The organism is Halorubrum tibetense (genome assembly GCF_055396225.1).
This window is the reverse complement of record NZ_AP043742.1, coordinates 2,486,833-2,510,447: the sequence shown is the minus strand read 5'-3', so window position 1 is coordinate 2,510,447 and position 23,615 is coordinate 2,486,833. Positions and strand designations below refer to the sequence as shown.

Genomic DNA, 23,615 nt, shown 5'->3' with positions numbered 1-23,615 from the left:
GTTGATTGCGTTTCTCGAAATCGGTGTTTTTGCCCTCTACAGGTATTACTACATCCAGATTTACTGAGAGCCTTGATCGTCGTCGGACCGAGAGCGGTCGGACCATGCTGAAAGACCCAAGCGATAGCGTCCGCTGACGTTCTTACGAATTAAACGCAAAAATCACGATAGTCTCGGATCTAAATACTGAGTTTTATTTAACCCTCGAATCTATCTCAACCCGACTCCGCCTCCGAACCTATACATCTTATTATGTCAGAAATCGCACTTGCTGCTGACTTCGCCATCATCATCGTCGCAGCGGCCGTTGTCGGGTTGATAGCAAAACAAACCGGACAACCAACGATCATCGCGTACATCCTGACCGGTCTGTTGCTTGGCCCTGCCGTATTCGGCGTTATCACTCCGGGAGAGCTCACAGAGACGATGGCGGAACTCGGACTCGGCTTCCTGTTGTTTTTGCTCGGTATCAAAATGCGGATCGATGATATCAAAGATATCCTCCGGCCGATCGTCAATATCGCAGTTCTTCAGACGATTCTTCAAACTGCGCTCGCATTCGCCGTGGCGTGGTTTCTCGGTTTTACCCTCACTGAAACGGTCATTATCGCGTTGGCAACGGTCTTCGGAGCGACGCCGATCATCGTCAAAATCCTCACTGACAAGGACGAAATCACGGCAATGCCCGGCAAGATCGATGTCGGGGTCCTCATCGTTCAGGACATCTATCTCGTTTTCGTGCTCGCGTTGTTGGGTGCGGGTCAACTCGGGACACCGACAGAGGTCGGCACGACTATCGTCACGATCACCCTCCTTATTTCGCTCATCGGAGTTATCGCCTTCGCGTCGTCACGATACCTTCTCCCACAGCTGTTCCGCCGTGTCGCCGATAACAAGGACGTGTTCTTTTTGGTCGCGATTGCGTGGGCGTTCCTCTTTATTTTAATTTCCCAAGAGTTGGACCTCTCTCTTGAGGTGGGCGCGTTCCTCGCAGGAATGTCTATCGCTCAGTTGCCTTACAGTACAGAGCTTGAGGATCGGGTTACGCCCATAACGGACTTTTTCATTCTCGTATTCTTCGTTGCGATCGGCCTTCAGCTCGAAGCCGCAGACCTGTTCGCCTTCTGGAGAGAGGCGATTATCGCCTCGGTCGTGCTGATGGTCGGAAACTTTTGGATCATGTTCTACCTCATCGATCGCGAGGACTTCAGCGTCGAAACGTCGTTCCTCGGAAGCTTGAATATGATTCAGGTGAGCGAGTTCTCACTGGTGGTCGGTGGTATCGCCATTACCGCGGGGTTCATCGACGAACCGATTCTCGGGTATCTCAGCCTGATGGCGTTGATGACGATGAGTGTCTCCGTGTACATCATCAACTACAACCACCAGATCTACGACCGCGTCCAGCCGTTCTTCAGTCGTTGGGAATCCGAAGAAAAGGTTGATGCCGAGTTGCCGGAGTACAACGATCACGCAGTCGTCATCGGATACGATGAAATCACGAAGAATGTGTTACCCATTCTCGACCGGGAGTTCGATCAATTGGTCGTCGTCGACCGAAAAGCGGCCCACCGAGAAGAACTCGAACAGAAGGGGTACGACACCGTATATGGTGACTTCAGACATACGGAAGTCCGCAAGGCTGCGGGTCTCAAACGCGCATCCTTCGTCCTGAGTTCGACGATGCAAGCCGAGGTGAACAAAGCGCTACTCTCGGAGCTCTCGAGTAAAACGACCGTCTTCGTCGAGGCGAATTGGATCGACGATGCCCGCGAACTCTACGACCTAGGGGCGCATTACGTCATCATGAGTACCCATCTGACGGGTGAACGCGTAAGCAATTACTTGGAGCTGTATTTCGATGATCGCGACGAGTTCGAACGGATGGCCCAAGTCGATATTGAGCGAATCCAAAAGTACCCAACCGAAGGGCTTGATATGGATGATGTGACGGTCCTTTCGTCGGACGAAGACGCTGCCGCAAGTGGGGGTGAGAAGGAATGACAGAGCTCTTGACGGCGATGGGGATTATCTTCGTGATCGCCGGGGTGTTCCTGCTCGGCGCGAACTACTTCAGACTGGCAATTGTTCCGGCGCTGATCCTCGCAGGAATTGTCGCCGGACAGTTCATCCAAGAGGATAGTCTCCTCGAAATCGCACAGTGGGGTATCGCATTCCTCGTATTCGTGTACGGGGTGAATCTGGAGTTCGGGGACATCCGCGACGTTTTGCGGGACAGCGAAGTTGCGGCCTTCGGTCAGTTCGCAGTGATCGGTGGCATCGGATACGGTGCTGGAGTGTTGCTCGGATACGATGCTCTCAACGCGGCTTACTTCGCCGTCGCCGCAGCACTGAGTTCGACGATCGTCGGGACGACATTGCTTCAATCGGAAATTAGAGAAAACCTCGTACACGGTCGGCTCGCTAACTCCATCCACTTCATTCAAGATCTAATCGCCGTTCTCCTCATACTGATCCTCGCCGCAGAGACGTTCACAATTGAGGCAGTCGGTCAACGACTTGCGGTTGGCGTCGGTCTCTTGGTGTTCGCATTCGTTATCAGCACGTATCTGTTCGACTATCTCCTCAAACTCGCCGAGGGATCCCAAGAACTGTTGTTGATCAGCAGCGTATCGATCCTGATCGGGTTTATGGCTATTTCCGAATTTCTCGGAATGTCAATTGTCGTCGGTGCGTTCGCGGCTGGCCTAGCGATCAAGCGAGACTTCACGCGCAATCTCGGAATGCTCAACGGTATTCAGTCGATTCGTGACTTCTTCGTCGCGATTTTCTTCGTTACGGTAGGTGCTCTCGTCGCTATCCCAACGCTCGAGATCGCGCTTACCGCGCTCGTCTTGATGGTCCTCACTGTTCTCGTGAAACCCCTCATTATCATCGCGACGCTGCTTTGGGAGGGATACGATACGCGAGCTGCGACGTTTACCAGCCTGAGTCTCGATCAGGTGAGTGAATTTGCGCTCATCATTGCAATTCAGGCATTCATACTCGATCACTTACTCCGAGAGTTGTTCGATGCGATCGTTCTCGCCGCCGCAGTCACGATGATTACCTCCAGTTTCACGCGTCGACACGACGATCGGATCTATCGAGTGCTTTCGGAGCTGGGACTGAACAGATTCCACGGCAAGAAGACTGACACCAAAAGTCGGATCGATTCCGGGCTTCGTGATCACGTCATTATTGTCGGGTTTGGGCGGATCGGTCGCCAGCTGGCGTCCCAATGTGAGCAAGTCGGTCGGGAGTATGTCGTCATAGAGAACGATCCAGTTCGGCTCGAAGACCTCAAAAGCAGTTGTACACACTTCGTGTTCGGAGATGCGCTACACGACTATACGTGGGAGAAGGCCCAGCACGATTCGGCTCAGTTGATCGTTTCGACCGTCGATACGACGTATCTCTCGGAGCGAATACTGACCCTCGACACGGACGCCGAAATGATGCTGCGCTCCTCTAATGCTGAGGAAGCACGCTCACAATTACAGCAGGGTGCGGATTATGTGATTATCCCAGATTTACTGGCAACCGAGCAGCTGACGGAGCATCTCGGGGACGTGCTTTCAGGAGACGTTGATCGAGAGGCCTTACGAGAGCACCACCTCGAAACACTTGACGAGTTCGAACAGGCTGGATTTGCCTCGTTAGGTAAAACAGATTTCGAAGAGCGGCAGTGGTGAGAACAGTTGGTCATTAAGACAATCACGGGGTAACGTCGTTGTATGGCTTCACCAACGTTTGCAATTCGGCGTATCATACGCGCGCAACGAGAGATAAGTCAAACCTCACAATCGAACGAGGTGAACCCCCGAGACGACTACCTGACTCAAGGAGAGAGTCCCGCCGTTCACGGCGGGCGTGAATCCGACACTCCACGTCACAAACCACGTTCGACGCTTACTCCGGGGTATCCTCTCTGACTTTCTTCTCGCCTTCGAGAAGCAATCCCTTCCACGTCAATCCACGGTGCTTCTTCAGTTCCTTCAGTCGTTCGTATTGTTCGTCATCGTCAAACTCGACACGAATTGCGACCATAATGTATCACACGAACGGAACAACTATGTGCGTTACGGTACAATAAGTAGTCAATGAAGCGAGCCAACTCGTTTGAGGTGATTCCGCAGTCCGACGAGGACGGGGAATTGCTCCGACGCCTGTTGGACGCTTCTGCCGCTCTCTGGAACGAAATCAACTATGAGCGCCGTGAGAACTATGCTGATCCAGACGGGGACGTGTGGGACATCAGCGAGTATCGCGGTCGCTATGGCGGAACACTCGGCGCATCCACGGTTCAGCAAATCGAACGGAAGAACCGAGAAGCGTGGAAGTCGTTCTTCAGCCTCAAAAAGAAAGGCGAAGCAAACGGCAAACCCGGATTTTGGGGCAACGAAGACGAAGGGCGAGAACTCCGCACGTACATCCGCAACACATCGTACTCCGTTGAGTGGGGCGAATACTCCCGGCTCGAAATTCTGGTCGGCAAAGACCTGAAAGACGACTATGGGTTGGGACACCGCGAACGCCTCCGACTCGAAGTTCGAGGCGACCCCAGCTGGCAGGAGTACGAGAAGCAGGGTCGGTTGGAGTTGTTTTACGACGAGCAAGCACAGACATTCAGGGCCTTTCAGCCAGTCACAATCAGCGAAAATCAGTCTCGACTGGCACAACCACTGGCTTCGGAAGAAGCCGCTCTGGACATCGGTGCGAACAACCTCGTCGCCTGCACGACCACGACCGGACAGCAACTCCTGTACGAAGGACGTGATCTGTTCGAGCGGTTCCGCGAAACTACGCGAGAAATCGCCCGACTCCAATCACTGCTGGAGGACGGTCGATACAGCAGTCATCGTATTCGACGCCTGTACGACCGACGTACCAAGCGACGTGACCACTCCCAAGATGCACTCGCCCGTGACCTCATCGAACGCCTGTACGACGAAGGCGTTTCGACGGTGTACGTTGGGGCGTTGACGGACGTGCTTGAGACGCACTGGTCGGTAGAGACGAACGCCAAGACGCACAACTTCTGGGCGTTCAAAGCGTTCGTGAATCGGCTAGCATGTACTGCTGAGGAATACGGTATGTCGGTTGAGATACGGTCTGAAGCGTGGACGAGTCAGGAGTGTCCGAACTGCGGTTCGACGGAGGACACGACGCGTCACCGTGACACGCTGACGTGTCCGTGTGGATTCGAGGGACACGCCGACCTCACAGCGTCAGAGACGTTCCTTCGACGTCACCAGAACGCTTCGAGTTCTGGTTGGCGAACGAGACGCGAAGCGTCTCGTCAACGGCAGGCGACAGTAACACGGTCGATGGCACGACCTGTATGCCTCAAGTGGGACGACCATGACTGGTCAGAGTCACCACGCTCAGTTCCCAACGAGGAGCATACGAACCCGCAAGTTGCCTCCGTGGGTCGGTAAGCGATACCCCCAGCGTGAGGAAACCTCGCCGTCGTCGGGCGTAGCCCGACTGCTTGAGGGAGCTTCGCTCCCTCTCCGTTCACGGCGAGGAGGATGTCATGCGACCGGGCTCGAGAGCTCTGTCTATACCGCAATATCGACATTCCAGATGGTTCATCTCTCCAGCGGTAATCAGTCAAAAACGTATTTTCAGTCGTCTGACTCGGGCACGTCAGGTTGCTCCGGCGGTGTATGAGAGAGTTCGCTGACCTCCTCGCCGCAGTGGGGGCAGTACTGTGTTCCGCGGCGTCTTGCTGAAATTTCCTCTGCAAAGCCGGACGCGAAAATACCGGCTGGGAGCGCGAATAGAGCCATCGAGATCCATTTCGTCGACGGGACGACGGAACCGACCGACAGATACGACACGGATCGACCCGTACGATCGGTATGGCAGACACGACGGCAGCGAACGGCGTTACCGCGCGCTACGAGGAGACTGAGGAGGAGCGACTGCTCACGTTCACCGCGGACGGCCGGAGCGCGGCGGTCGCCCAGAACATCGAGGGATACGCGATGTTAAAAGTCCGAACCGCCCCCGACGGCGACGAGCTCGAACGGTACTACGGGTTCGATATGGCGCTCGACCACGCCGCAGAGCTGCTCGGGGTCGCTGTCACCGACCTGCCCGTCCCCGAGGACGCGGCCGACATGGGAATGTGATACTGTGACACAGAGGGGGCGATCCGAGCCGAGGAAACCAGCAATTCGTTCCGGTATCGCGCACGGGTCCGAATTAGCGCTACAGGGGCGGTTCGTTCGTACCTGTCGCTATTCCCGGGGCAGAAGCCTCAAATCGACGTATTTGTCCACGTCGACCTCTGTCACACTCGCGTAATAATTACTGTAGGGCATCATAGTCGCGGTTGAATATTCTCCATAGCCATATTCCCTTATGAGTGGGACCGGTATACAGTACTACGATGAAGCGAAGACAGTTCCTCGGCGGCACCGGCGCGGCGATCGGCAGCTCGCTGCTCGCCGGCTGTATCGGGGGGAACGACGGTGGGACGGTGACAGTCGATTACGCCTATTACAATCCGGTCAGCCTCGTGTTACGCGAGAAGGGATGGATGGCGGAGGCGTTCGACGACACCGACGTCGACGTCGAGTGGGTGTTGAGCCTCGGTAGCAACAAGGCCAACGAGTACTCGCAGGGCGGACAGGCGGAGGTCGCCTCCACCGCGGGCGTCGCTGCGCTGATGGCCCGCTCGAACGGCGTTCCGATCACGACGCCATACATCTACTCGGAGCCCGAGTGGACCGCGCTCGTCGCCTTCGAGGACAGCGGTATCGAGACGGTCGCCGACCTGGAGGGGAAACAGATCGCCGCGACGCGCGGCACCGACCCGTACTTCTTCCTGCTACAGGCGCTCGACGAGGCGGGACTGACCGAGGACGACGTCGAGGTCGTTCACCTCCAGCACCCCGAGGGTCAGTCCTCGTTGGTCCAAGAGAACGTGGATGCGTGGGCCGGCCTCGACCCGCACATGGCGGAGTTGGAGTTAGAGCACGACGGCGCGGAGCTGTTCTACCGCGAGCCGAACTTCAACACGTACGGCTTTCTCAACTTCCTCGACGAGTTCATCGAGGACCGTCCCGAGGACGCTCGCCGGGTGATCGGGGCGTACGAGCGCGGCCGCGAGTGGGCCATCGAGAACCCCGAGGAGACGGCGAGTATCCTCGCGAGCGAGTCGGAGATGTCCGAGCCGGTCGCCGAACGCGTGTTTACCGAGCGCAACGAGCTCTCCGAGGTGATTCCCGGGAGCGCGCACCGCGATCTGCTCTCCGAGCTCGCGCCGATCCTGGAACGCGAGGGACTCGTCAACGACGACACCGACCCGGCCGGCAGCATCGACGAGCTGCTGGACTCGGAGTTCGCGGTCGGCATCGGTCCGGAGGGTGAGTGAGATGGCGACCACGCGGGAGACGGACACCGGCGGTGTCGGCTCGGATCTCACCGGCGTGCTTCCGGATGCGACTCGATTCCGGTGGCTGCTCGGGCTGGTCGCACCCGCCGCACTCGTCGTCGTCTGGCATCTGCTGGTCGCGACCGGCGTGTTCGCCCCCCACCAGCTCCCGGAGCCCCTCCGCGTGGTCGAGACGCTGTACGGGATGGGCGTCTCCGGCGAGCTGTGGGGTCACATCTCGATCACGCTTCAGCGCGTGTTCCTCGGCGTCGTCCTCGGCGTCGCCGTCGGGATACTCTTCGGGACGCTAACGGGATTATACGGGCTCGCGAGTGACCTACTCGATCCGCTGTTACAGAGTCTGAAGAATATCCCCTCGCTGGCGTGGGTGCCGCTGTTCCTGCTGTGGTTCGGAATCGGCGAGAGCGCGAAGGTGCTGCTCATCGCCGTGGGAGCGTTTTTCCCGGTCTACCTCAACCTCTCGACGGGCATCGCGAACGTGAGCGAGGAGCTGATCGAGGTGGCCGAGGTGTACGACCTCGGTCGGCTCGAGTCGCTCCGACGCGTGGTGTTCCCGGCCGCGGTGCCGAGTCTGCTCGTCGGGATCCGTGGCGGCGTCGGGCTGGCGTGGATGTTCGTCGTCGCCGCGGAGCTGATCGCGGCGAGTCAGGGGATCGGCTTCCTGATGAGCGACGGACGGGTACTCGCCCGGCCGGACATCATCGTCGGCTCGATCCTGCTTTTCGCGTTCTTTGGGAACCCCTCGGATCTCGCGGTCAAGGGGGTGGAACGTCGTGTTGTCGACTGGTGAGCCGTCGGAGTCGGACCCGGAACGCGAGTCGGGAGACCCGACGCTCACCGTCCGCGGACTCACGAAGCGGTACGGCGACACGGTCGCGCTCCAGGACGTCGATCTGACCGTCGAGGAGGGGGAGTTCGTCGCCGTCGTCGGTCCCTCCGGCTGCGGGAAGTCGACGCTGTTACGCGTCCTCTCCGGGCTCGAAGAGTCATTCGGGGGTCGCGCCGCGGTCGACGGGGTCGACGTCCGCGACGGCGGAAGCGACGACGTCGGGATGGTGTTCCAAGAGCCGCGGCTTCTCGCGTGGGCGGACGTGCGCGAGAACGTCGCCGTCGGCCTTCCGGACGGCGTCGATCCCGACGCGCCCGGGGCTCAAGAGCGCGTCGACGAGCTGATCGAGACGGTCGGTCTCGACGGGTTCGCCGGGAGCCGCCCCGGCGAGCTCTCGGGCGGGATGGCCCAACGCGTGTCGCTGGCGCGGGGACTCGCGTACCGGCCCGAAGTGTTGCTACTCGACGAGCCGTTCTCCGCGCTCGATCAGCTCACGAAGTACGAACAGCAGGACAACCTCTTGGAGGTGTGGACTGAACGGGGAACGACGATAGCGCTCGTCACGCACGACGTGGAGGAGGCCGCGTACCTCGCCGACCGCGTTCTCGTGCTGGGCGGAGAGCCGGGCACGGTCGCGACGGTCATCGACGTCGACACGCCGCGGCCGCGCGACCGCACCCACCCGGAGGTGGTGGCGGCCCGAGACGCGATCACCGACGCGCTCGGAGTGTAGGAACGTCCGGGTACGTGAATTCGGAGCCCGTGCGCGCGCCGGAGACGAGAAGAGTGTAAGAACGTGTATCTTCCTTATGAAGCACGTTCCGAAACGGCAGAACCGCTCCGAGACCATATTAATATATACTATATAAGGAATTATGGAGGCGTTGAGGGACCGGGGTTTTCTCGCATGGAGTGAACCACGCACCCGCCGCGGTCGGTCGAATCTTGCGATCGGCGGAATGCTTAAGTATCGGTGACCGTTGCTGTGAGTCGATGACAGACATCACGGAGGATTCGTCGGACACCCCGGCGGATCGAGTTCTTCCAGGGCACGATAGCTTCTAACATCGATATCGGTCCTGTACGGATCTTCGACACGACGTTACGAGACGGTGAACAGTCACCACGGACGTCGTTCAGCTACGACGAGAAACGCCGCATAGCGGCGACGCTGGACGACATGAACACCCACGTCATCGAGGCGGGGTTCCCGGTGAACTCGGACGCGGAGTTCGAGGCCGTGAGCGACATCGCCGCCGCGACGGACACCACCGTCTGCGGACTGGCCCGCGTCGTCGAGGGCGACATCGACGCCGCCATCGACGCCGGCGTCGGGTTGGTCCACGTGTTCGTCTCGACGAGCGACGTCCAGCTCGAGGACTCCATGCACGCCACCCGCGAGGAGGCGAAAGAACGGGCGGTCGCCGCCGTCGAGCAGGTGAAAGACGCCGGCGTCGAGTGCATGTTCTCGCCGATGGACGCCACGCGAACCGACCCCGACTACCTGATCGACATCGTCGAGGCAGTCTCGGACGCGGGTACGGACTGGATCAACATCCCGGACACCTGCGGCGTCGGGATGCCGACCAGTTTCGGGCAGACGGTGAAAGCCGTCGTTGAGGCGACGGACGCGCGTGTCGATGTCCACACCCACGACGACTTCGGGATGGCCGCGGCGAACGCGGTCACCGGCTTCGAAAACGGTGCGGAGCAGGCGCAGGTGTCGGTCAACGGGATCGGCGAGCGCGCAGGCAACGCCGCCTACGAGGAGGTCGTGATGGCGGTCGAGTCGGTGTACGGCGTAGACACCGGGATCGACACGACACAGATCACGAAGCTGGCACGGATCGTCGAGGAGGCCTCGGACATCCCGGTGCCGGCAAACAAGCCGATCACCGGACGGAACGCGTTCGCACACGAGTCCGGGATCCACGCGGCCGGCGTGATCGAGAACGCCGACACGTTCGAGCCCGGCGTCATGACGCCGGAGATGGTGGGTGCCGAGCGGGAGTTCGTGTTGGGTAAACACACGGGGACCCACAGCGTCCGCAAACACCTGGTCGAGGCGGGGTTCGACCCGACCGAGAGCGAGGTGCGCGAGGTCACCGAACGCGTCAAGGAGTACGGCTCCGGCAAGCGTCAGGTGACCGCGGGCGACGTCGAGCGGTTCGCCCGAGAGGCGAACGTCGCCCGGGAGGAGGAGGTCCGCGTCTGATGGTCTCCCCCCCGATCGCCGAACCCGCCCAGCGACTGCCGTTCGACGTTCAGGGACACTCCCCCGACCTCGCGGGTCGGTACGGACTGGATAGCCGGATCCAACCCCGGCGACAGGTATTTACCCCGGGATCCCGTGCGGTCGCACGGAATGCGACGGCGACACGGGTCCCACTGGGCCAGCCCGATCTCGGGAGCTGTCGCGCCGGTTATCGTAGGGGTCTGACCCCCTACAGCACTTTCTCCTCGCCGACACGACGTACCGACGAACGCCACCGACCAGGCCGGCGGTCGGCCGACGCGGCGGCGTTCGGATCGACCCGAACACACACCAGCGAGACTACGACACACCACACACGACGATGAGCGATTCAGCAGCACACACACGGGAGGACGACCCCAAGAGCGCCGACGAGGCCGATGGACCCGCCCCCGAATACGACGAGGGGCGGTCGGACGAGTCCCGCGGACCGGCCGAGAATGACACCGCTTCGACGGTGTCGACCGGGGCGGAGTCCGTCGTCACCGCGCTCGAGGCGGCCGGCGCGAAAACCGCCTTCGGCGTTCAGGGAGGGGCGATCATGCCCGTCTACGACGCGTTGTACAGCTCTTCGATCCGCCACGTGACGATGGCGCACGAACAGGGTGCCGCGCACGCGGCCGACGCATACGGTGTCGTCGCCGGCGAGCCGGGGCTCTGTCTGGCGACGTCGGGGCCGGGGGCGACGAACCTCGTCACCGGCATCGCGGACGCCGACATGGATAGCGACGCCATGCTCGCGTTGACCGGGCAGGTGCCGACGGAGTTCGTCGGCAACGACGCGTTCCAGGAGACGGACACCGTCGGCGTCACGCGACCGATCACGAAACACAACTACTTCGCGGGCGATGCGGACGCCGTCGGCGACGTCGTGGGCGAGGCGTTCGCGCTCGCGGACGTGGGACGCCCGGGTCCGACGCTCGTCGACCTCCCGAAGGACGTCACGCAGACGGAGACGAACCGGACACCGGGACCCCCTGAGGCACCGCCGGGAACGGACCCGAACCCGGAGGCACGAGCGGACGCGGTGGAAGCGGCCGCTCGCGCGATATCGCAAGCGGAGCGGCCCCTCTGTCTGTTCGGCGGCGGCGTGATCAAAGCCGACGCGAGCGACGCCGCCCGGACGTTCGCGCGAACCTACGGGATCCCGGTCACCACGACGATGCCGGGGATCGGCTCGTTCCCGGAGGACGACAACCTGTGCCTCTCGTGGGCAGGCATGCACGGGACCGGCTACGCCAACATGGCGATCACTCACACCGACTGCCTGATCGCGGTCGGTACCCGGTTCGACGACCGGCTCACGGGGGGGATCGACACGTTCGCGCCGGAGGCGGAGGTCGTTCACATCGATATCGACCCGGCGGAGATCTCCAAGAACGTCCACGCGGACTACCCGCTGATCGGCGACGCGGGAACCGTACTCGAACAGCTCACGGGTGCGATACGGTCGGAACCGGACGCGGACGAGTGGCGCGAACAGTGTGAAGCGTGGCAGGAGACGTACCCGATGACGTACGCCACCCCCGACGACGAACCGCTCAAACCGCAGTTCGTCGTCGAGGCGTTCGACGAGGCCACCGACGACGACACGATCGTGACCACGGGGGTCGGCCAGCACCAGATGTGGGCTTCACAGTTCTGGACGTACACCGAGCCCCGGACGTGGGTCTCCTCACACGGCCTCGGGACGATGGGGTACGGCGTCCCCGCCGCGATCGGCGCGCGCGTCGCCGCGGACACGATGGGCGATCCCGATCGCGACGTGGTGTGTTTCGACGGCGACGGCTCGTTCCTGATGACGATGCAGGAGCTGTCGGTCGCGGTCCGCGAGGATCTCGACATCACGGTCGCCGTGCTCAACAACGAGTACATCGGCATGGTTCGCCAGTGGCAGGACGCGTTCTACGAGGGCCGACACATGGCCTCGGAGTACAACTGGATGCCCGAGTTCGACAAGCTCGCCGAGGCGTTCGGCGCGCTCGGCATCCGCGTCGACGGCTACGACGAGGTCGCGCCAGCGGTCGAAGAAGCGCTCGCGTACGACGGCCCCGCAGTGATCGATTTCCACGTCGATCCCGAGGAGAACGTGCTGCCGATGGTGCCGAGTGGCGGCGCGAACGGGCGGTTCGCCCTCGCGGAGGACCAACTATGAGCGAGAACATCGACGGCGACGTGGATCGGACGGACGGCGAAGAAACGCGAACTGACGGGGGCGAAACCGCCGGGATGCCCGGTCCGGCACCCGACGAGCGACCCCACCCGGAGGGTCGGCGGAACTTGGAGGGCAACCGGATCGACCCGGTCGTCGAGGCGAGCCACGACACCCGTCGCGCGGTCATCTCCGCGCTCGTCGAGGACGAACCCGGGGTGCTCGCGCGGGTGTCCGGGCTTGTCTCTCGTCGACAGTTCAATATCGAGAGCCTGACCGTCGGACCGACGACCGTCGAGGGTCACTCTCGGATCACGATGGTGGTCGAAGAGACGGACCCGGGTATCGACCAGATCGAGAAACAGACCGCAAAACTGAAGCCGGTCATCTCCGTCGGGGAGGTGTCCGGAAACGCGATCACCTCCGAGCTCGTCCTACTGAAAGTCGAGGGTGACGAGCCGGACAAAGTGCACGCGGTGACGGAGATGTACGACGGGACGGCCCTCGATGCGGACCCCGAGACGATCACCGTTCAGCTTACCGGCGACGAGTCGAAAATAGACGACGCGCTCGACGCGTTCAGCCAGTTCGGGATCATCGAGATCGCCCGAACCGGGCAGACCGCGCTCGCACAGGGGAACGTCCCCACTGCGCCAGGAGAGAAACCCGGAACGGCCGGCGAACCGACCACACCAACTACCGAGTAACATATGCCAGCAGACGACACACACACGTTCGATTCGACCGTATACTACGACGACGACGCGGACCCGAGCCACATCACCGACAAGACGGTCGCCGTCCTCGGCTACGGCTCGCAGGGTCACGCGCACGCACAGAACCTCTCCGACAGCGGGATCGATGTCGTCGTCGGCCTCCGGGAGGACTCCTCCTCGTGGGACGCCGCCGAGAGCGACGGGCTCCGTGTGGCGACACCAGATGCAGCGGCCGCCGAAGCCGACATCGTGAGCGTACTCGTCCCCGACACGGTCCAACCGGACGTGTACGAGCACGCGATCGAGCCGAATCTGGAGGCAGGCGACACGCTCCAGTTCGCGCACGGGTTCAACATCCACTACAACCAGATCCAGCCGCCGGAAGACGTGGACGTGACGATGGTCGCACCCAAGTCGCCCGGCCATCTCGTCCGCCGGAACTACGAGAACGACGAGGGAACACCCGGGCTGTTAGCGGTGTACCAGGACGCGACCGGCGAGGCCCGCGACGAGGGGCTCGCGTACGCAGCCGCGATCGGCTGTGCGCGAGCCGGCGTCGTGGAGACCTCTTTCCGGGAGGAGACGGAGACGGACCTGTTCGGCGAGCAGGCCGTGCTGTGTGGCGGCGTCACCTCCCTCGTGAAACAGGGGTACGAGACGCTCGTCGACGCCGGCTACTCCCCGGAGATGGCGTACTTCGAGTGTCTCAACGAGCTCAAGCTCATCGTCGACCTGATGTACGAGGACGGGCTCGGCGGCATGTGGGACTCCGTCTCGGACACCGCCGAGTACGGCGGGCTCACGCAGGGCGACGTCGTCGTCGACGAGCACGCCCGGGAGAACATGGAGGAGGTCTTAGAGAAGGTCCAGAACGGGCAGTTCGCCCGGGAGTGGATCGCGGAGAATCAGGCGGGACGACCCTCCTACACGCAGCTCCGTCACGCCGAGAAGAACCACGAGATCGAGGCCGTCGGCGAGGAGCTCCGCGGCCTGTTCGCGTGGCAGGAGACGGACGAGGAGGACGACGAGGAGACCGCCGAGGTGACGGCCTGATGGGTGTAGCCGCCTTCGACACAGGTCGGTCCACGAGCGTCGCACCGTCGGGTGACCGGCGATGAGCGAGGGGACGCTGTACGACAAGGTGTGGGACAGACACAAGGTGACGGAGCTGCCGAACGGCCAGGACCAGCTGTTCATCGGTCTCCACCTCGTCCACGAGGTGACGAGCCCGCAGGCGTTCGGCATGCTGCGCGAGCGCGACCTCGACGTGGCGTACCCGGATCAGACGTTCGCGACGACGGACCACATCGCGCCGACGGAGGCCGAGAAGCGCGAGCGGCCCCTCGCGGACGACCAAGCCGAGGAGATGCTCTCCGCGCTCGAACGAAACACGAGCGAGAGCGGGATCACTTTCTTCGGCTTCGAGTCCGGTAAACAGGGTATCACACACGTCGTCGCCCCCGAACTGGGGCTCTCCCAGCCGGGGATGACGGTCGCCTGTGGTGACAGCCACACCGCGACTCACGGCGCGTTCGGTTCCATCGGCGTCGGTATCGGTACCAGTCAGATCCGCGACGTGCTCGCGACCGGCTGTATCGCCGCGGACAAACAGAAAGTCCGCCGGATCGAAGTCGAGGGAAGCCTCGGCGAGGGCGTCTACGCCAAGGACGTGATCATGAAAGTGATACAGGACCTCGGCGTGGACGGTGGCGTCGGTCACGTGTACGAGTACGGCGGCCCCGCCATCGAGGCGCTCGACATGGAGGGGCGGCTCGCCGTCTGTAACATGTCGATCGAGGGGGGCGCACGCGCCGGCTACGTCAATCCAGACGAGACGACCTACGAGTACCTGCGAGGTCGTGAGTACGTCCCCGAGGGCGACGCCTTCGAGGAGCGAAAGGCGTACTGGGAGTCGATCCGCTCGGACGCGGACGCCGAGTACGACGACGTGGTCACGGTCGACGCCGACGGGATCGACCCGATGGTCACCTGGGGGATCAACCCCGGGCAGGCGATGGAGATCACCGATCGCGTCCCGCACCCGGACGATTTCGACGCCCGGACCGACCGGGAGGCGGCCGAACAGGCGCTCGATCACATGGAGATCGACCCGGGCCAGTCGATGGTCGGGTACGACGTCGACGTGGCCTTTTTGGGTACCTGTACGAACGGTCGGCTCTCGGACTTCGTGGAGGCCGCGAAGGTGTTGGAGGGCCGGACGGTCGACGAGGACGTTCGCGCGCTCGCGGTCCCGGGTTCGGAGACCGTGCGAGCGGAGTGTGAGGCACGCGGCATCGACGAGACGTTCATCGAGGCCGGCTTCCAGTGGCGGCGCGCCGGCTGTTCGATGTGTCTCGCGATGAACGACGACGCTTTAGAGGGCGACGAGGTGTGTGCCTCGTCGTCGAACCGGAACTTCATCGGGCGGCAGGGGTCGAAGGACGGCCGGACCGTCCTGATGAGCCCCGCGATGGTCGCGGCCGCGGCCGTCGAGGGTGCGGTCGTCGACGCGCGCGACTACCTAGACGACGGGCCGACCGGCGGTGCCGGCGGCGTCGAGGAGGTGGCGGACTGATGAGCGACGCCAACGGCGAGAACCACATCACCGAGGTCGGCGGGACCGGCGTGCCGATCCCCGGCGACGACGTCGACACCGACCAGATCCTGCCGGCGAAGTTCATGAAGGAGGTTACGTTCGACAACATGGCGGACTACCTCTTTTATGACGCGCGGCGCGACGACGACGGTGGGTTCAACGACCACCCGCTCAACCGGTTCGAGGGCGCGTCGATCGCGGTCGTCAACTCGAACTTCGGCTGTGGATCCTCGCGTGAACACGCGCCGCAGGCGATGATGCGGTGGGGGATCGACGGCGTAGTCGGCGAGTCGTACGCGGAGATCTTCCGCGACAACTGCAAGTCGCTCGGGATCCCCGCGGTGACAACGGACCACGAGACGGTCGTCGAACTCCAGGAGTGGATCGAGGCGAACCCCGACGGCGACATCGATATCGACGTCGAGGCCAAAACGGTCACCTACGGCGACACGACGATCGACGTCGACATCGACGGGGCGATGCGCGAGGCGCTCGTGGACGGTATCTGGGACACGACGGCGCTGATGTACTCCAACCGCAGCAAGGTCGACGCGACGGTGGACGGACTCCCGTACGTCGAGGGTGACGACTGAATGGCGGCGGAGATCGTCGTCATCGAGGGCGACGGGATCGGGAAGGAGGTGGTCCCCGCGGCCGTCGAGGTACTCGAGGCGTTCGACAGCGACTTCGAGTTCGTCGAGGCGGACGCCGGCGACGCGACGAAGGCGGCGACCGGCGAGGCGCTCCCCGCGGAGACGTTCGAGGCGGCCGCGAGCGCGGACGCGACGCTGTTCGGCGCGGCCGGCGAGACCGCGGCCGACGTGATCCTCCCGTTGCGGGAGGCGGTAGAGTCGTTCGTCAACGTCCGACCCGCGACGGCGTATCCCGGCGTCGACGCGCTCCGCCCGGAGACGGATGTCGTCTTCCTGCGTGAGAACACCGAGGGCGTCTACTCGGGCCACGAGGACCGCCTGAGCGATGACCTCTCGACGCTGACGCGGGTCGTCACCTCGTCGGCCTCCCGCGAGCTCGCCGAGTTCGCCTGTGAGTTCGTCGCGGACGGCCGGGGGCCCAACGGTGACGCAGACGAGGGGTTCACCGTCGTTCACAAAGCCAACGTGATGCGCGAGACGGACGGCCGGTTCCGCGAGGAAGTGCTCTCGGTCGCTGATGAGCATGACGTCGACGCCGACGAGGAGCTGATGGACGCGTTCGCGACGAAGCTCCCGCTCGACCCGGGGCAGTACGGCGTCGTGGTCTGTCCGAACCTCGCCGGGGACGTGCTCTCCGACCTCGCCGCAGGGCTCGTCGGCGGGCTCGGACTCCTCCCGTCGGCCAACATCGGCCACGACAACGCGCTGTTCGAGCCGGTTCACGGCACCGCGCCCGATATCGCGGGCGAGGGGATCGCGAACCCGACGGCGGCCGTCCTCTCGGCCGCATTGCTGTTAGAGTACCTCGGCCACGTCGAGGAAGGCCAACGGGTACGCGACGCGGTGACAGGTGTGCTCTCTGACGGTCCGCGCACCGGCGACCTCGGTGGGGAGGCGACGACCGACGAGGTCACCGCGGCGATAGTCGACCGACTGTAGCGCCGTCGACCACGTCCGCGGACGTGACTGCAAGCGAACCACAAGAAAGGAAACCCTGCGGCCCGTCGAAGCGAACATGAGTAATTACTCGGTCGCGATGGAAGCCGCCTGGTTGGTCCGAGATGTCGAGGAGACCGACGACGCTATCGGCGTCGCGGTCAGCGAGGCGGGCAAGCGACTCAACGAAACGGACAAGCAGTACGTCGAGGTCGAACCCGGCGTCACCGGCTGTCCCGCCTGCGGCGAGCCGTTCGACGCCGCGTTCCTCGCGGCGAACACGGCGCTGGTCGGCCTGCTGTTGGAGATCGACGTGTTCAACGCCGACAGCGCCGAGCACGCCGAGCGGATCGCGAAAAGCGAGGTCGGCGGCGCGCTCCGCGATGTTCCGCTCGAAGTGATCGAGATCATCGAGACCGAGTCCGACGACGAGGACGACGCGAACGGCGACGGCGGGCGGTAATCGCCCCGTTGGGCGAGCGACGACGGGACGAACGGCGCGGGCGACGACAGTACGGACGGTGAGCGCGACGGCGGGACGAACGGCGCGGCCGCCGACGATGGGCGATACCCGCCACGGGAGGCGAGGCCAGCCGCCGCCGAAACCTTTTCTAATAACCCCTAGTTATCCCACGTATGGAACTACCGACGCCGCAGGACCTGCGGGAGCGGCGGACGACGCTCGAACTGACACAAAGCGAGCTGGCGGACGCGGCCGAGGTCTCCCAGCCACTGATCGCCCGGATCGAGGGCGGGGACGTCGACCCTCGGCTCTCCACGCTCCGGCGGATCGTGAACGCGCTCCAGGAGGCGGAAGGCGAGGTAGTTCGGTCACGGGACCTGATGAACGAGACGGTTATCAGCGTCGCACCCGACGACGCCGTGCGGGAGGCCGTCGAATTGATGGAGGAGGAGGCGTACTCGCAGCTCCCGGTGTTACAGAACGGCGTACCGGTCGGGTCGATAAGCCAGGGGGACGTCGTCCATGCGGGCGAGAACGTCGGGGATCACCCCGTGAGCGAGGTGATGAGCGAGTCGTTCCCGACGGTTGCGCCGTCCGCGACCGTCGACGAGGTCCGGAACCTGCTCGACCACTACAAAGCCGTGATGGTCACCGACGGCGGCGAGACAGTCGGGATCATCACCGAGGCCGACATCGCCGCGCACCTGTCGTGAACGGGAAGCGGTCGCGTGGACCTGGCCGACCTCACGGCGACGAATAGGGACGGAGCGGCGGCCGCGAGCGGCCACGCCTTTTATGTCCTAACTCTACGCTACTGTGGGCACGGAGCCTCCACATGGACCCAACCGTCGATCCGACAGTCGTTTTGGTGGTCGGCGAGCCCGCGGGCGACGGAGCGTCGATGGCAACCGGGCTCGAACGCGCGGACGATCGTCTCGACGTGCACCACGTTCCCGACACGAGCACGGCACTGAGCCGGCTCGGCGGCCGTGAGTACGACTGTATCGTCGCCGCCGACACGCTCCCGTCGACCGACGGGATCGACTTCCTCGAGACGGTCCGGGAGCGCGAAGCCGACCTCCCGTTCGTCCTCTGTGCCGAGGAGGGCAGCGAGGCGCTCGCCGCGGCGGCGATCGCGGCCGGCGTGACCGATTACGTCGTGAGTGGATCGGGCGTCGACCACGCGGCGCTCGCGGAGCGGGTCGTTGACGCGGCGAAGTCGTATCGCGCCGACGTGTACGCGGACCGCCGACGGGAGCGGCTCGAACGGTTCGTGGCGGTCGTCTCACACGACCTCCGAAGCCCGTTGAACGTCGCCCAGGGCCGGCTGGAGCTCGCCAGAGGCGACTGTGAGAGCGACCACCTCGACCCCGCAGCGAACGCAGTGGATCGGAGCCTGGCGCTGATAGACGACCTGTTGACTCTCGCGAGCGAGGGCGAGGCCGTTACGGACCCGGAACCGATCGACCTCCGTGAGCTCGTCGAGGCGTGTTGGGAGACGATCGAAACGAACGACGCGACTCTCGTCGTCGAGACCGAGAGGCGGATCCGTGGCGACCCGAGTCGCGTGCGGCAGCTCTTCGAGAACCTGCTGGGCAACGCGGTCAGGCACGGCGGCGACGGCGTAACGGTCCGAGTCGGGACGATGCAGCCGATGTTCACCTCGACGCGTGCGGACGACGACCGCCCGATGGGAGTGTACGTCGCCGACGACGGCCCGGGGATCCCGCCCGACGAGCGCGAGCGCGCCTTCGAAACCGGGTTCACCACCGCCGGTGACGGTACCGGGTTCGGCTTGGACATCGCCCGCGAAATCGCTCGCGCACACGGATGGGATATCCGGGCCGTAGAGAGTCGGGACGGTGGCGCGAGGTTCGAGGTGACCGGCGTCGACCTCGACGGGTGACCGTCGGGTCTAGAGCGACTGAGGGGGGTTTAGAGCGTTAGACCACGGATCTCGACGACGGCGGACCCGGACTCGTCGGTATCGTCGTCGCCGTGAGCGCCGGGGTCGACGCGGTCTGCTTCGGTGCCGACACCGCCGGCCGACTCGCCAGCCGACCCACCGTCGACCGGCTCGACCCGGCCGACGACCCGTCCGCCCGTCGCCGCCGCCAGCGACTCGGCGGCGTCGGGGGCGACGGCGGCGACGAACCCGGTACCCATGTTGAACGTGCGGTGCATCTCCGCGTCGGAGACGTTTCCCGCCGCCTGGACGAACTCGAACACCGGCTGGGGCTCGAACGGGTCGTCGACGACGTAGCGGTTCACGCCCAGCCGTTCGAGGTTACCCCAGCCACCGCCGGTGACGTGAGCCGCACCGCGAACGTCGTGGTCGCGCATCGGGTCGAGCAGGTCGGTGTAGATCCGCGTGGGTTCGAGCAACGCCTCGCCGAGCGTGTCGTACTCCCCGAACGGGCAGGGGTCGGTGTAGTCGTGATCCCGGGTGACGGCCTCACGCGCGAGCGTCAAGCCGTTGGAGTGTATCCCCGAAGAGCGCCAGCCGACGAGCGCGTCGCCCGGTTCGGCCGTCCCGTCGAAGACGGCGTCCTTGGCGGCGAGCCCGGCACACGTCCCGGCGAGGTCGAGCCCGCGGACGACCTCCGGCATCACCGCGGTTTCGCCGCCGACGAGCTCGATGTCGGCCCGGTCGGCGCCCGCGGCGAGCCCCTTGCCGACCTGCTCGGCGAACGTCTCGTCCGGCTCCTCGACCGCGAGGTAGTCGACGAACGCCACCGGGCGGACACCCGCGGCGACCAGATCGTTGACGTTCATCGCGATACAGTCGATCCCGACCGTCGAGTAGTCGGCGAGCGCCTCCGCGACGAGCAGCTTCGTCCCGACTCCGTCGGTCGCGAGCGCGAGATACCGGTCGCCGATATCGAGCAGCCCGGCGTAGTCGCCGTCGCCCTCCCCGACCATCCCGATCAGCGCGGCGGTCGCCGCCTCGCTCGCGTCGATATCGACGCCCGCGTCGGCGTACGTGAGTTCCTCGCCGTCGTTATCGGCCATACGCTCCTCGTAGCGCGCCGGAGCAAAAACACACCGCTTCGGGGCTCAGAACGGGCCGCCGAACCCCAGCCCGAACACGAACACCAAGACGACGGTGAGAAGCACCGAGGGAACGAACGCCGCGACCCACATGCCCTTGTGCCAGTCGAGGACAGTCTTCCCGTCGAGGGGGCCGTACGGGATCAGATTGAACGCCGCGAGAAAGACGTTGATCGCCATCCCTCGCTCGCCGACCAGCGTGACGACATCGTTACCGATCACGAGCCCGACGATCAGCACCGGGAGGAACGCGACGAGCAACACGAGGTTGACGACCGGGCCGGCGATCGCGATCCGGCCGTGTTCGGCCGCCGTCAGCCGGCCTCGGTGATGGACCGCGCCCGGGGCGGCGAAGATGAACCCGAGCAGGGCGCTCATCACCGCGAGAAACAGCATGCTCGTGTCCGCCCGGAACTCCGCGACCTGGTCGTAGCGGACGGCGACGACCTTGTGTGCCACCTCGTGTAGGAGGAACGCGACCCCGGCCGTGAGCAGGCTGACAGCGAGCGGGAGGACGACCCCCGCCGCGAGGAGCCGGTCGATGCCGGTCGTCCCCCCGACGAAGAACAGCATGAACGCCACGCCGAGCGCGAGCCAAGCGACGAGGAGGTCTCTGAGTTCGGTACCGCTGAAGTAGAGGCCGCCGATCCGGCGGCCGCGGAAGGTCGTGTTCGTTCCCATGGTATCAGGCGGATACCGCGGTTGCCAGGCCGCGGATCAGGTCGACGCTGTTTCGGGCCCCGTCGATCATCAGCCGGGTGACCTCGTCGAGGGAGCCGACCTCCGCGCCGAACATCGCCGGCAACACGTACACCGCGAACAGGAAGCTCGCGACGATGCTGCCGACGTTCGTCATCGCGACGACGACGATGAGCTTGAACAGCGGGACGTCGAGCATCGCGGAGACGAGATCGGAGGGTGCTCGGGTCTCATCGGACAACAACTCGTTGAGCGTCCCGATATCGCCGACGTTCACGGTGAGGTGTCGCAGCTCCATGTAGCCCGCGAACCACCCGGGCGCGAGCAGTGGGTTGATCGAGGTCATCCACGCGACCGCGCCGCCGACGCCTGCAGAGGACCAGCGCGCTCCGGCAAGTTTCGCGAAGCCGAACGCGAAGACGGCGTTGATGAGGAACCACGCGCCGAACAGTCGGAGGAGGAACTCGTTTCGAACGCCCGCCATCGCGAGCAGGACGAAGAACGTCACGAACGCGATCGCGATCCCGTACCCGATGATCTTCTTCCACGGGAGACCGCGACCGGACTCCCGCCCGACCAAGCTCTCCACCGGCGGGAGCGTCTCCGGGTTCGCGAGGTAGCGTTCGATCCCCGCACGATGACCCGCGCCGACGACGGCGACGACGTCGTGGCCGGCGTCCCGGAGCGCGACCAGCCGATGGGCGATGAATGCGTCACGCTCGTCGATGAGCGCCTCCGCGCCGCCCGGCGAGAACTGGCGGAACTCCTCCATCATCATCGTTACCACGTCGGTGTCGGTGAGCTGCTCCATGTCGAGCGATTCGATCCCGCCGTGGTCGCCCGATCGGTCGTCGCGACCGAGGACGCCGGCGACTCCCAACAGGGCGGCTGCGACGAGCCCGACACCGAGGCCGAGCAGGATGCCGAGCCCGAGACTGCCGACCGCGCGGACGGTGAACCCGCCGAGATACGTCGTGACGAGCCCGTCCGCGAACCCGAACGTCGCGGCACCGACCCCGGCGGCGGTACCGAGACCGGCCGCGGCGTACAGCCGGGCGTCCGGCGAGAGCCCGACCCGACCGACCTGGTCGACGAGGAGCGAAACGACGATCGCCGTCAACACCCCGGCGGTGACGCTCGTCAACAGCGGCTCGGTCACGCCGAGCGACCCGCCGAAGATCCCGATCGCGGGCCCGGCGAGGATACCGATCAGGAGTCCGGCGGTGACTCCGACGATCCGGGGATCGGTGATACCGAACGCGAGCCCACCGACCATGCGGAGCTTCTCGACCACTGTCATTCGGGCCCAGAACCGTTGGATCGTCGTCTGGATGTCACGATCGACGAGCGCCACGTCGATACCGAGTCCCTCTGCCACGTCGATGGCGGCTTTCATGTCGGCACCGGGCTCGATGTCGAACCGCTCGCCGAGCTGGGTCTGGACGTACGAGAGCATCCAGTAGGCGAGGAACTGGAAGACGGTGTTCCCCTTGAGAAGGTCACTCGCGTCGAGGTCGTCGGGTGTCTCGCCTTTCATCTGGCGGTACCGACCCTCGTCAAGCTCGACGGCGACGACGTCCGGGCGCTCGCGGTCGATCGCCTCCTCGACCTCTTCGACGGAGTGCTCGGAGACGTGTGCGGTCCCGACGACCGTAACCGATCCGGGCTCCGGGTCGGCCGGCGCGTCCGCGGCCGCGCTCGCTGCGGGGGGCGACGGGGAGTCGGATGCCCCCCCAGGCGTCTCTGTCATCACCCGACGTACTGCGTCCCGGCGTTTAGGGCTTGTGAGTCGATGTCGATGTGTGCTGCCGTCACCGCCCCGAGCCCGGGGACGGGAGCGGCATGACGGGACGGGGCG

20 protein-coding genes are annotated in these 23,615 nt (G+C 64.1%); 17 read left to right on the top strand and 3 right to left on the bottom strand.

Annotated features, from left to right (window positions below):
* Window positions 1-252 precede the first annotated feature (252 nt).
* The 17 genes from ACZ5TV_RS12465 (at window position 253) to ACZ5TV_RS12385 (ending at window position 19,913) form a co-directional block, all read left to right on the top strand.
* Window positions 253-2,004, top strand: a complete 1,752-nt coding sequence (locus tag ACZ5TV_RS12465) for a cation:proton antiporter domain-containing protein (protein WP_379778871.1) — start codon at window positions 253-255, stop codon at window positions 2,002-2,004.
* Window positions 2,001-3,695: a cation:proton antiporter domain-containing protein gene (locus ACZ5TV_RS12460; protein ID WP_379778874.1), complete on the top strand. Its 1,695-nt coding sequence runs from the start codon at window positions 2,001-2,003 to the stop codon at window positions 3,693-3,695. The genes ACZ5TV_RS12465 and ACZ5TV_RS12460 overlap by 4 nt, the downstream gene beginning before the upstream one ends.
* A gap of 408 nt (window positions 3,696-4,103) precedes the next feature.
* Window positions 4,104-5,441: an RNA-guided endonuclease InsQ/TnpB family protein gene (locus tag ACZ5TV_RS12455; protein ID WP_379778877.1), complete on the top strand. Its 1,338-nt coding sequence runs from the start codon at window positions 4,104-4,106 to the stop codon at window positions 5,439-5,441.
* A gap of 426 nt (window positions 5,442-5,867) precedes the next feature.
* Complete coding sequence (locus ACZ5TV_RS12450; protein ID WP_379778880.1) at window positions 5,868-6,140, top strand: DUF7111 family protein; 273 nt, start codon at window positions 5,868-5,870, stop codon at window positions 6,138-6,140.
* 260 nt (window positions 6,141-6,400) lie between these two features.
* Complete coding sequence (locus tag ACZ5TV_RS12445) at window positions 6,401-7,387, top strand: substrate-binding domain-containing protein (protein ID WP_379778883.1); 987 nt, start codon at window positions 6,401-6,403, stop codon at window positions 7,385-7,387.
* 1 nt (window position 7,388) lies between these two features.
* Complete coding sequence (locus tag ACZ5TV_RS12440; protein WP_379778886.1) at window positions 7,389-8,198, top strand: ABC transporter permease; 810 nt, start codon at window positions 7,389-7,391, stop codon at window positions 8,196-8,198.
* On the top strand, window positions 8,182-8,970 hold the full coding sequence (locus ACZ5TV_RS12435) for an ABC transporter ATP-binding protein (protein WP_464383894.1): 789 nt from the start codon (window positions 8,182-8,184) through the stop codon (window positions 8,968-8,970). Before ACZ5TV_RS12440 ends, ACZ5TV_RS12435 begins: the two co-directional genes overlap by 17 nt.
* Before the next feature lie 279 nt (window positions 8,971-9,249).
* On the top strand, window positions 9,250-10,452 hold the full coding sequence (locus tag ACZ5TV_RS12430) for a LeuA family protein (RefSeq protein ID WP_464384347.1): 1,203 nt from the start codon (window positions 9,250-9,252) through the stop codon (window positions 10,450-10,452).
* Between the two features lie 361 nt (window positions 10,453-10,813).
* Window positions 10,814-12,646 carry a biosynthetic-type acetolactate synthase large subunit gene (gene ilvB / locus ACZ5TV_RS12425; protein WP_379778892.1) on the top strand — a complete coding sequence of 611 codons (1,833 nt, stop codon included), beginning with the start codon at window positions 10,814-10,816 and terminating at the stop codon, window positions 12,644-12,646.
* Window positions 12,647-12,720: 74 nt separating this feature from the next.
* Entirely contained in the window at window positions 12,721-13,350 is a 630-nt protein-coding gene (ilvN, locus tag ACZ5TV_RS12420; protein WP_379778919.1) for an acetolactate synthase small subunit, read from the top strand.
* Between the two features lie 3 nt (window positions 13,351-13,353).
* The gene (ilvC, locus tag ACZ5TV_RS12415) at window positions 13,354-14,412 is read left to right on the top strand and encodes a ketol-acid reductoisomerase (RefSeq protein WP_379778895.1); all 1,059 of its coding nucleotides are present in this window, start codon (window positions 13,354-13,356) and stop codon (window positions 14,410-14,412) included.
* Between the two features lie 61 nt (window positions 14,413-14,473).
* Window positions 14,474-15,934 (top strand): 3-isopropylmalate dehydratase large subunit, encoded by a 1,461-nt coding sequence (leuC, locus tag ACZ5TV_RS12410; protein WP_379778898.1) that lies wholly within the window; start codon window positions 14,474-14,476, stop codon window positions 15,932-15,934.
* On the top strand, window positions 15,934-16,548 hold the full coding sequence (gene leuD / locus ACZ5TV_RS12405; RefSeq protein ID WP_379778901.1) for a 3-isopropylmalate dehydratase small subunit: 615 nt from the start codon (window positions 15,934-15,936) through the stop codon (window positions 16,546-16,548). The genes leuC and leuD overlap by 1 nt, the downstream gene beginning before the upstream one ends.
* Entirely contained in the window at window positions 16,549-17,547 is a 999-nt protein-coding gene (locus ACZ5TV_RS12400) for an isocitrate/isopropylmalate family dehydrogenase (RefSeq protein ID WP_379778904.1), read from the top strand. It begins immediately after the preceding gene.
* A gap of 76 nt (window positions 17,548-17,623) precedes the next feature.
* Window positions 17,624-18,007: a DUF555 domain-containing protein gene (locus tag ACZ5TV_RS12395; protein WP_379778907.1), complete on the top strand. Its 384-nt coding sequence runs from the start codon at window positions 17,624-17,626 to the stop codon at window positions 18,005-18,007.
* 173 nt (window positions 18,008-18,180) lie between these two features.
* Window positions 18,181-18,720, top strand: a complete 540-nt coding sequence (locus ACZ5TV_RS12390; protein ID WP_379778910.1) for a CBS domain-containing protein — start codon at window positions 18,181-18,183, stop codon at window positions 18,718-18,720.
* A 122-nt stretch (window positions 18,721-18,842) separates the two neighbouring features.
* On the top strand, window positions 18,843-19,913 hold the full coding sequence (locus ACZ5TV_RS12385; RefSeq protein ID WP_379778913.1) for a sensor histidine kinase: 1,071 nt from the start codon (window positions 18,843-18,845) through the stop codon (window positions 19,911-19,913).
* A 29-nt stretch (window positions 19,914-19,942) separates the two neighbouring features.
* On the opposite strand, the gene purM is transcribed toward ACZ5TV_RS12385, so the two are convergent.
* The 3 genes from purM to ACZ5TV_RS12370 are packed head-to-tail and all read right to left on the bottom strand — an operon-like array spanning window position 19,943 to window position 23,507.
* Entirely contained in the window at window positions 19,943-21,019 is a 1,077-nt protein-coding gene (purM, locus tag ACZ5TV_RS12380) for a phosphoribosylformylglycinamidine cyclo-ligase (protein ID WP_464383893.1), read from the bottom strand.
* A 45-nt stretch (window positions 21,020-21,064) separates the two neighbouring features.
* A complete protein-coding gene (locus ACZ5TV_RS12375) occupies window positions 21,065-21,739 on the bottom strand; it encodes a metalloprotease (protein WP_379783230.1) in 675 nt (224 codons plus the stop codon).
* 4 nt (window positions 21,740-21,743) lie between these two features.
* Complete coding sequence (locus ACZ5TV_RS12370; RefSeq protein WP_464383892.1) at window positions 21,744-23,507, bottom strand: TraB/GumN family protein; 1,764 nt, start codon at window positions 23,505-23,507, stop codon at window positions 21,744-21,746.
* Window positions 23,508-23,615 lie beyond the last annotated feature (108 nt).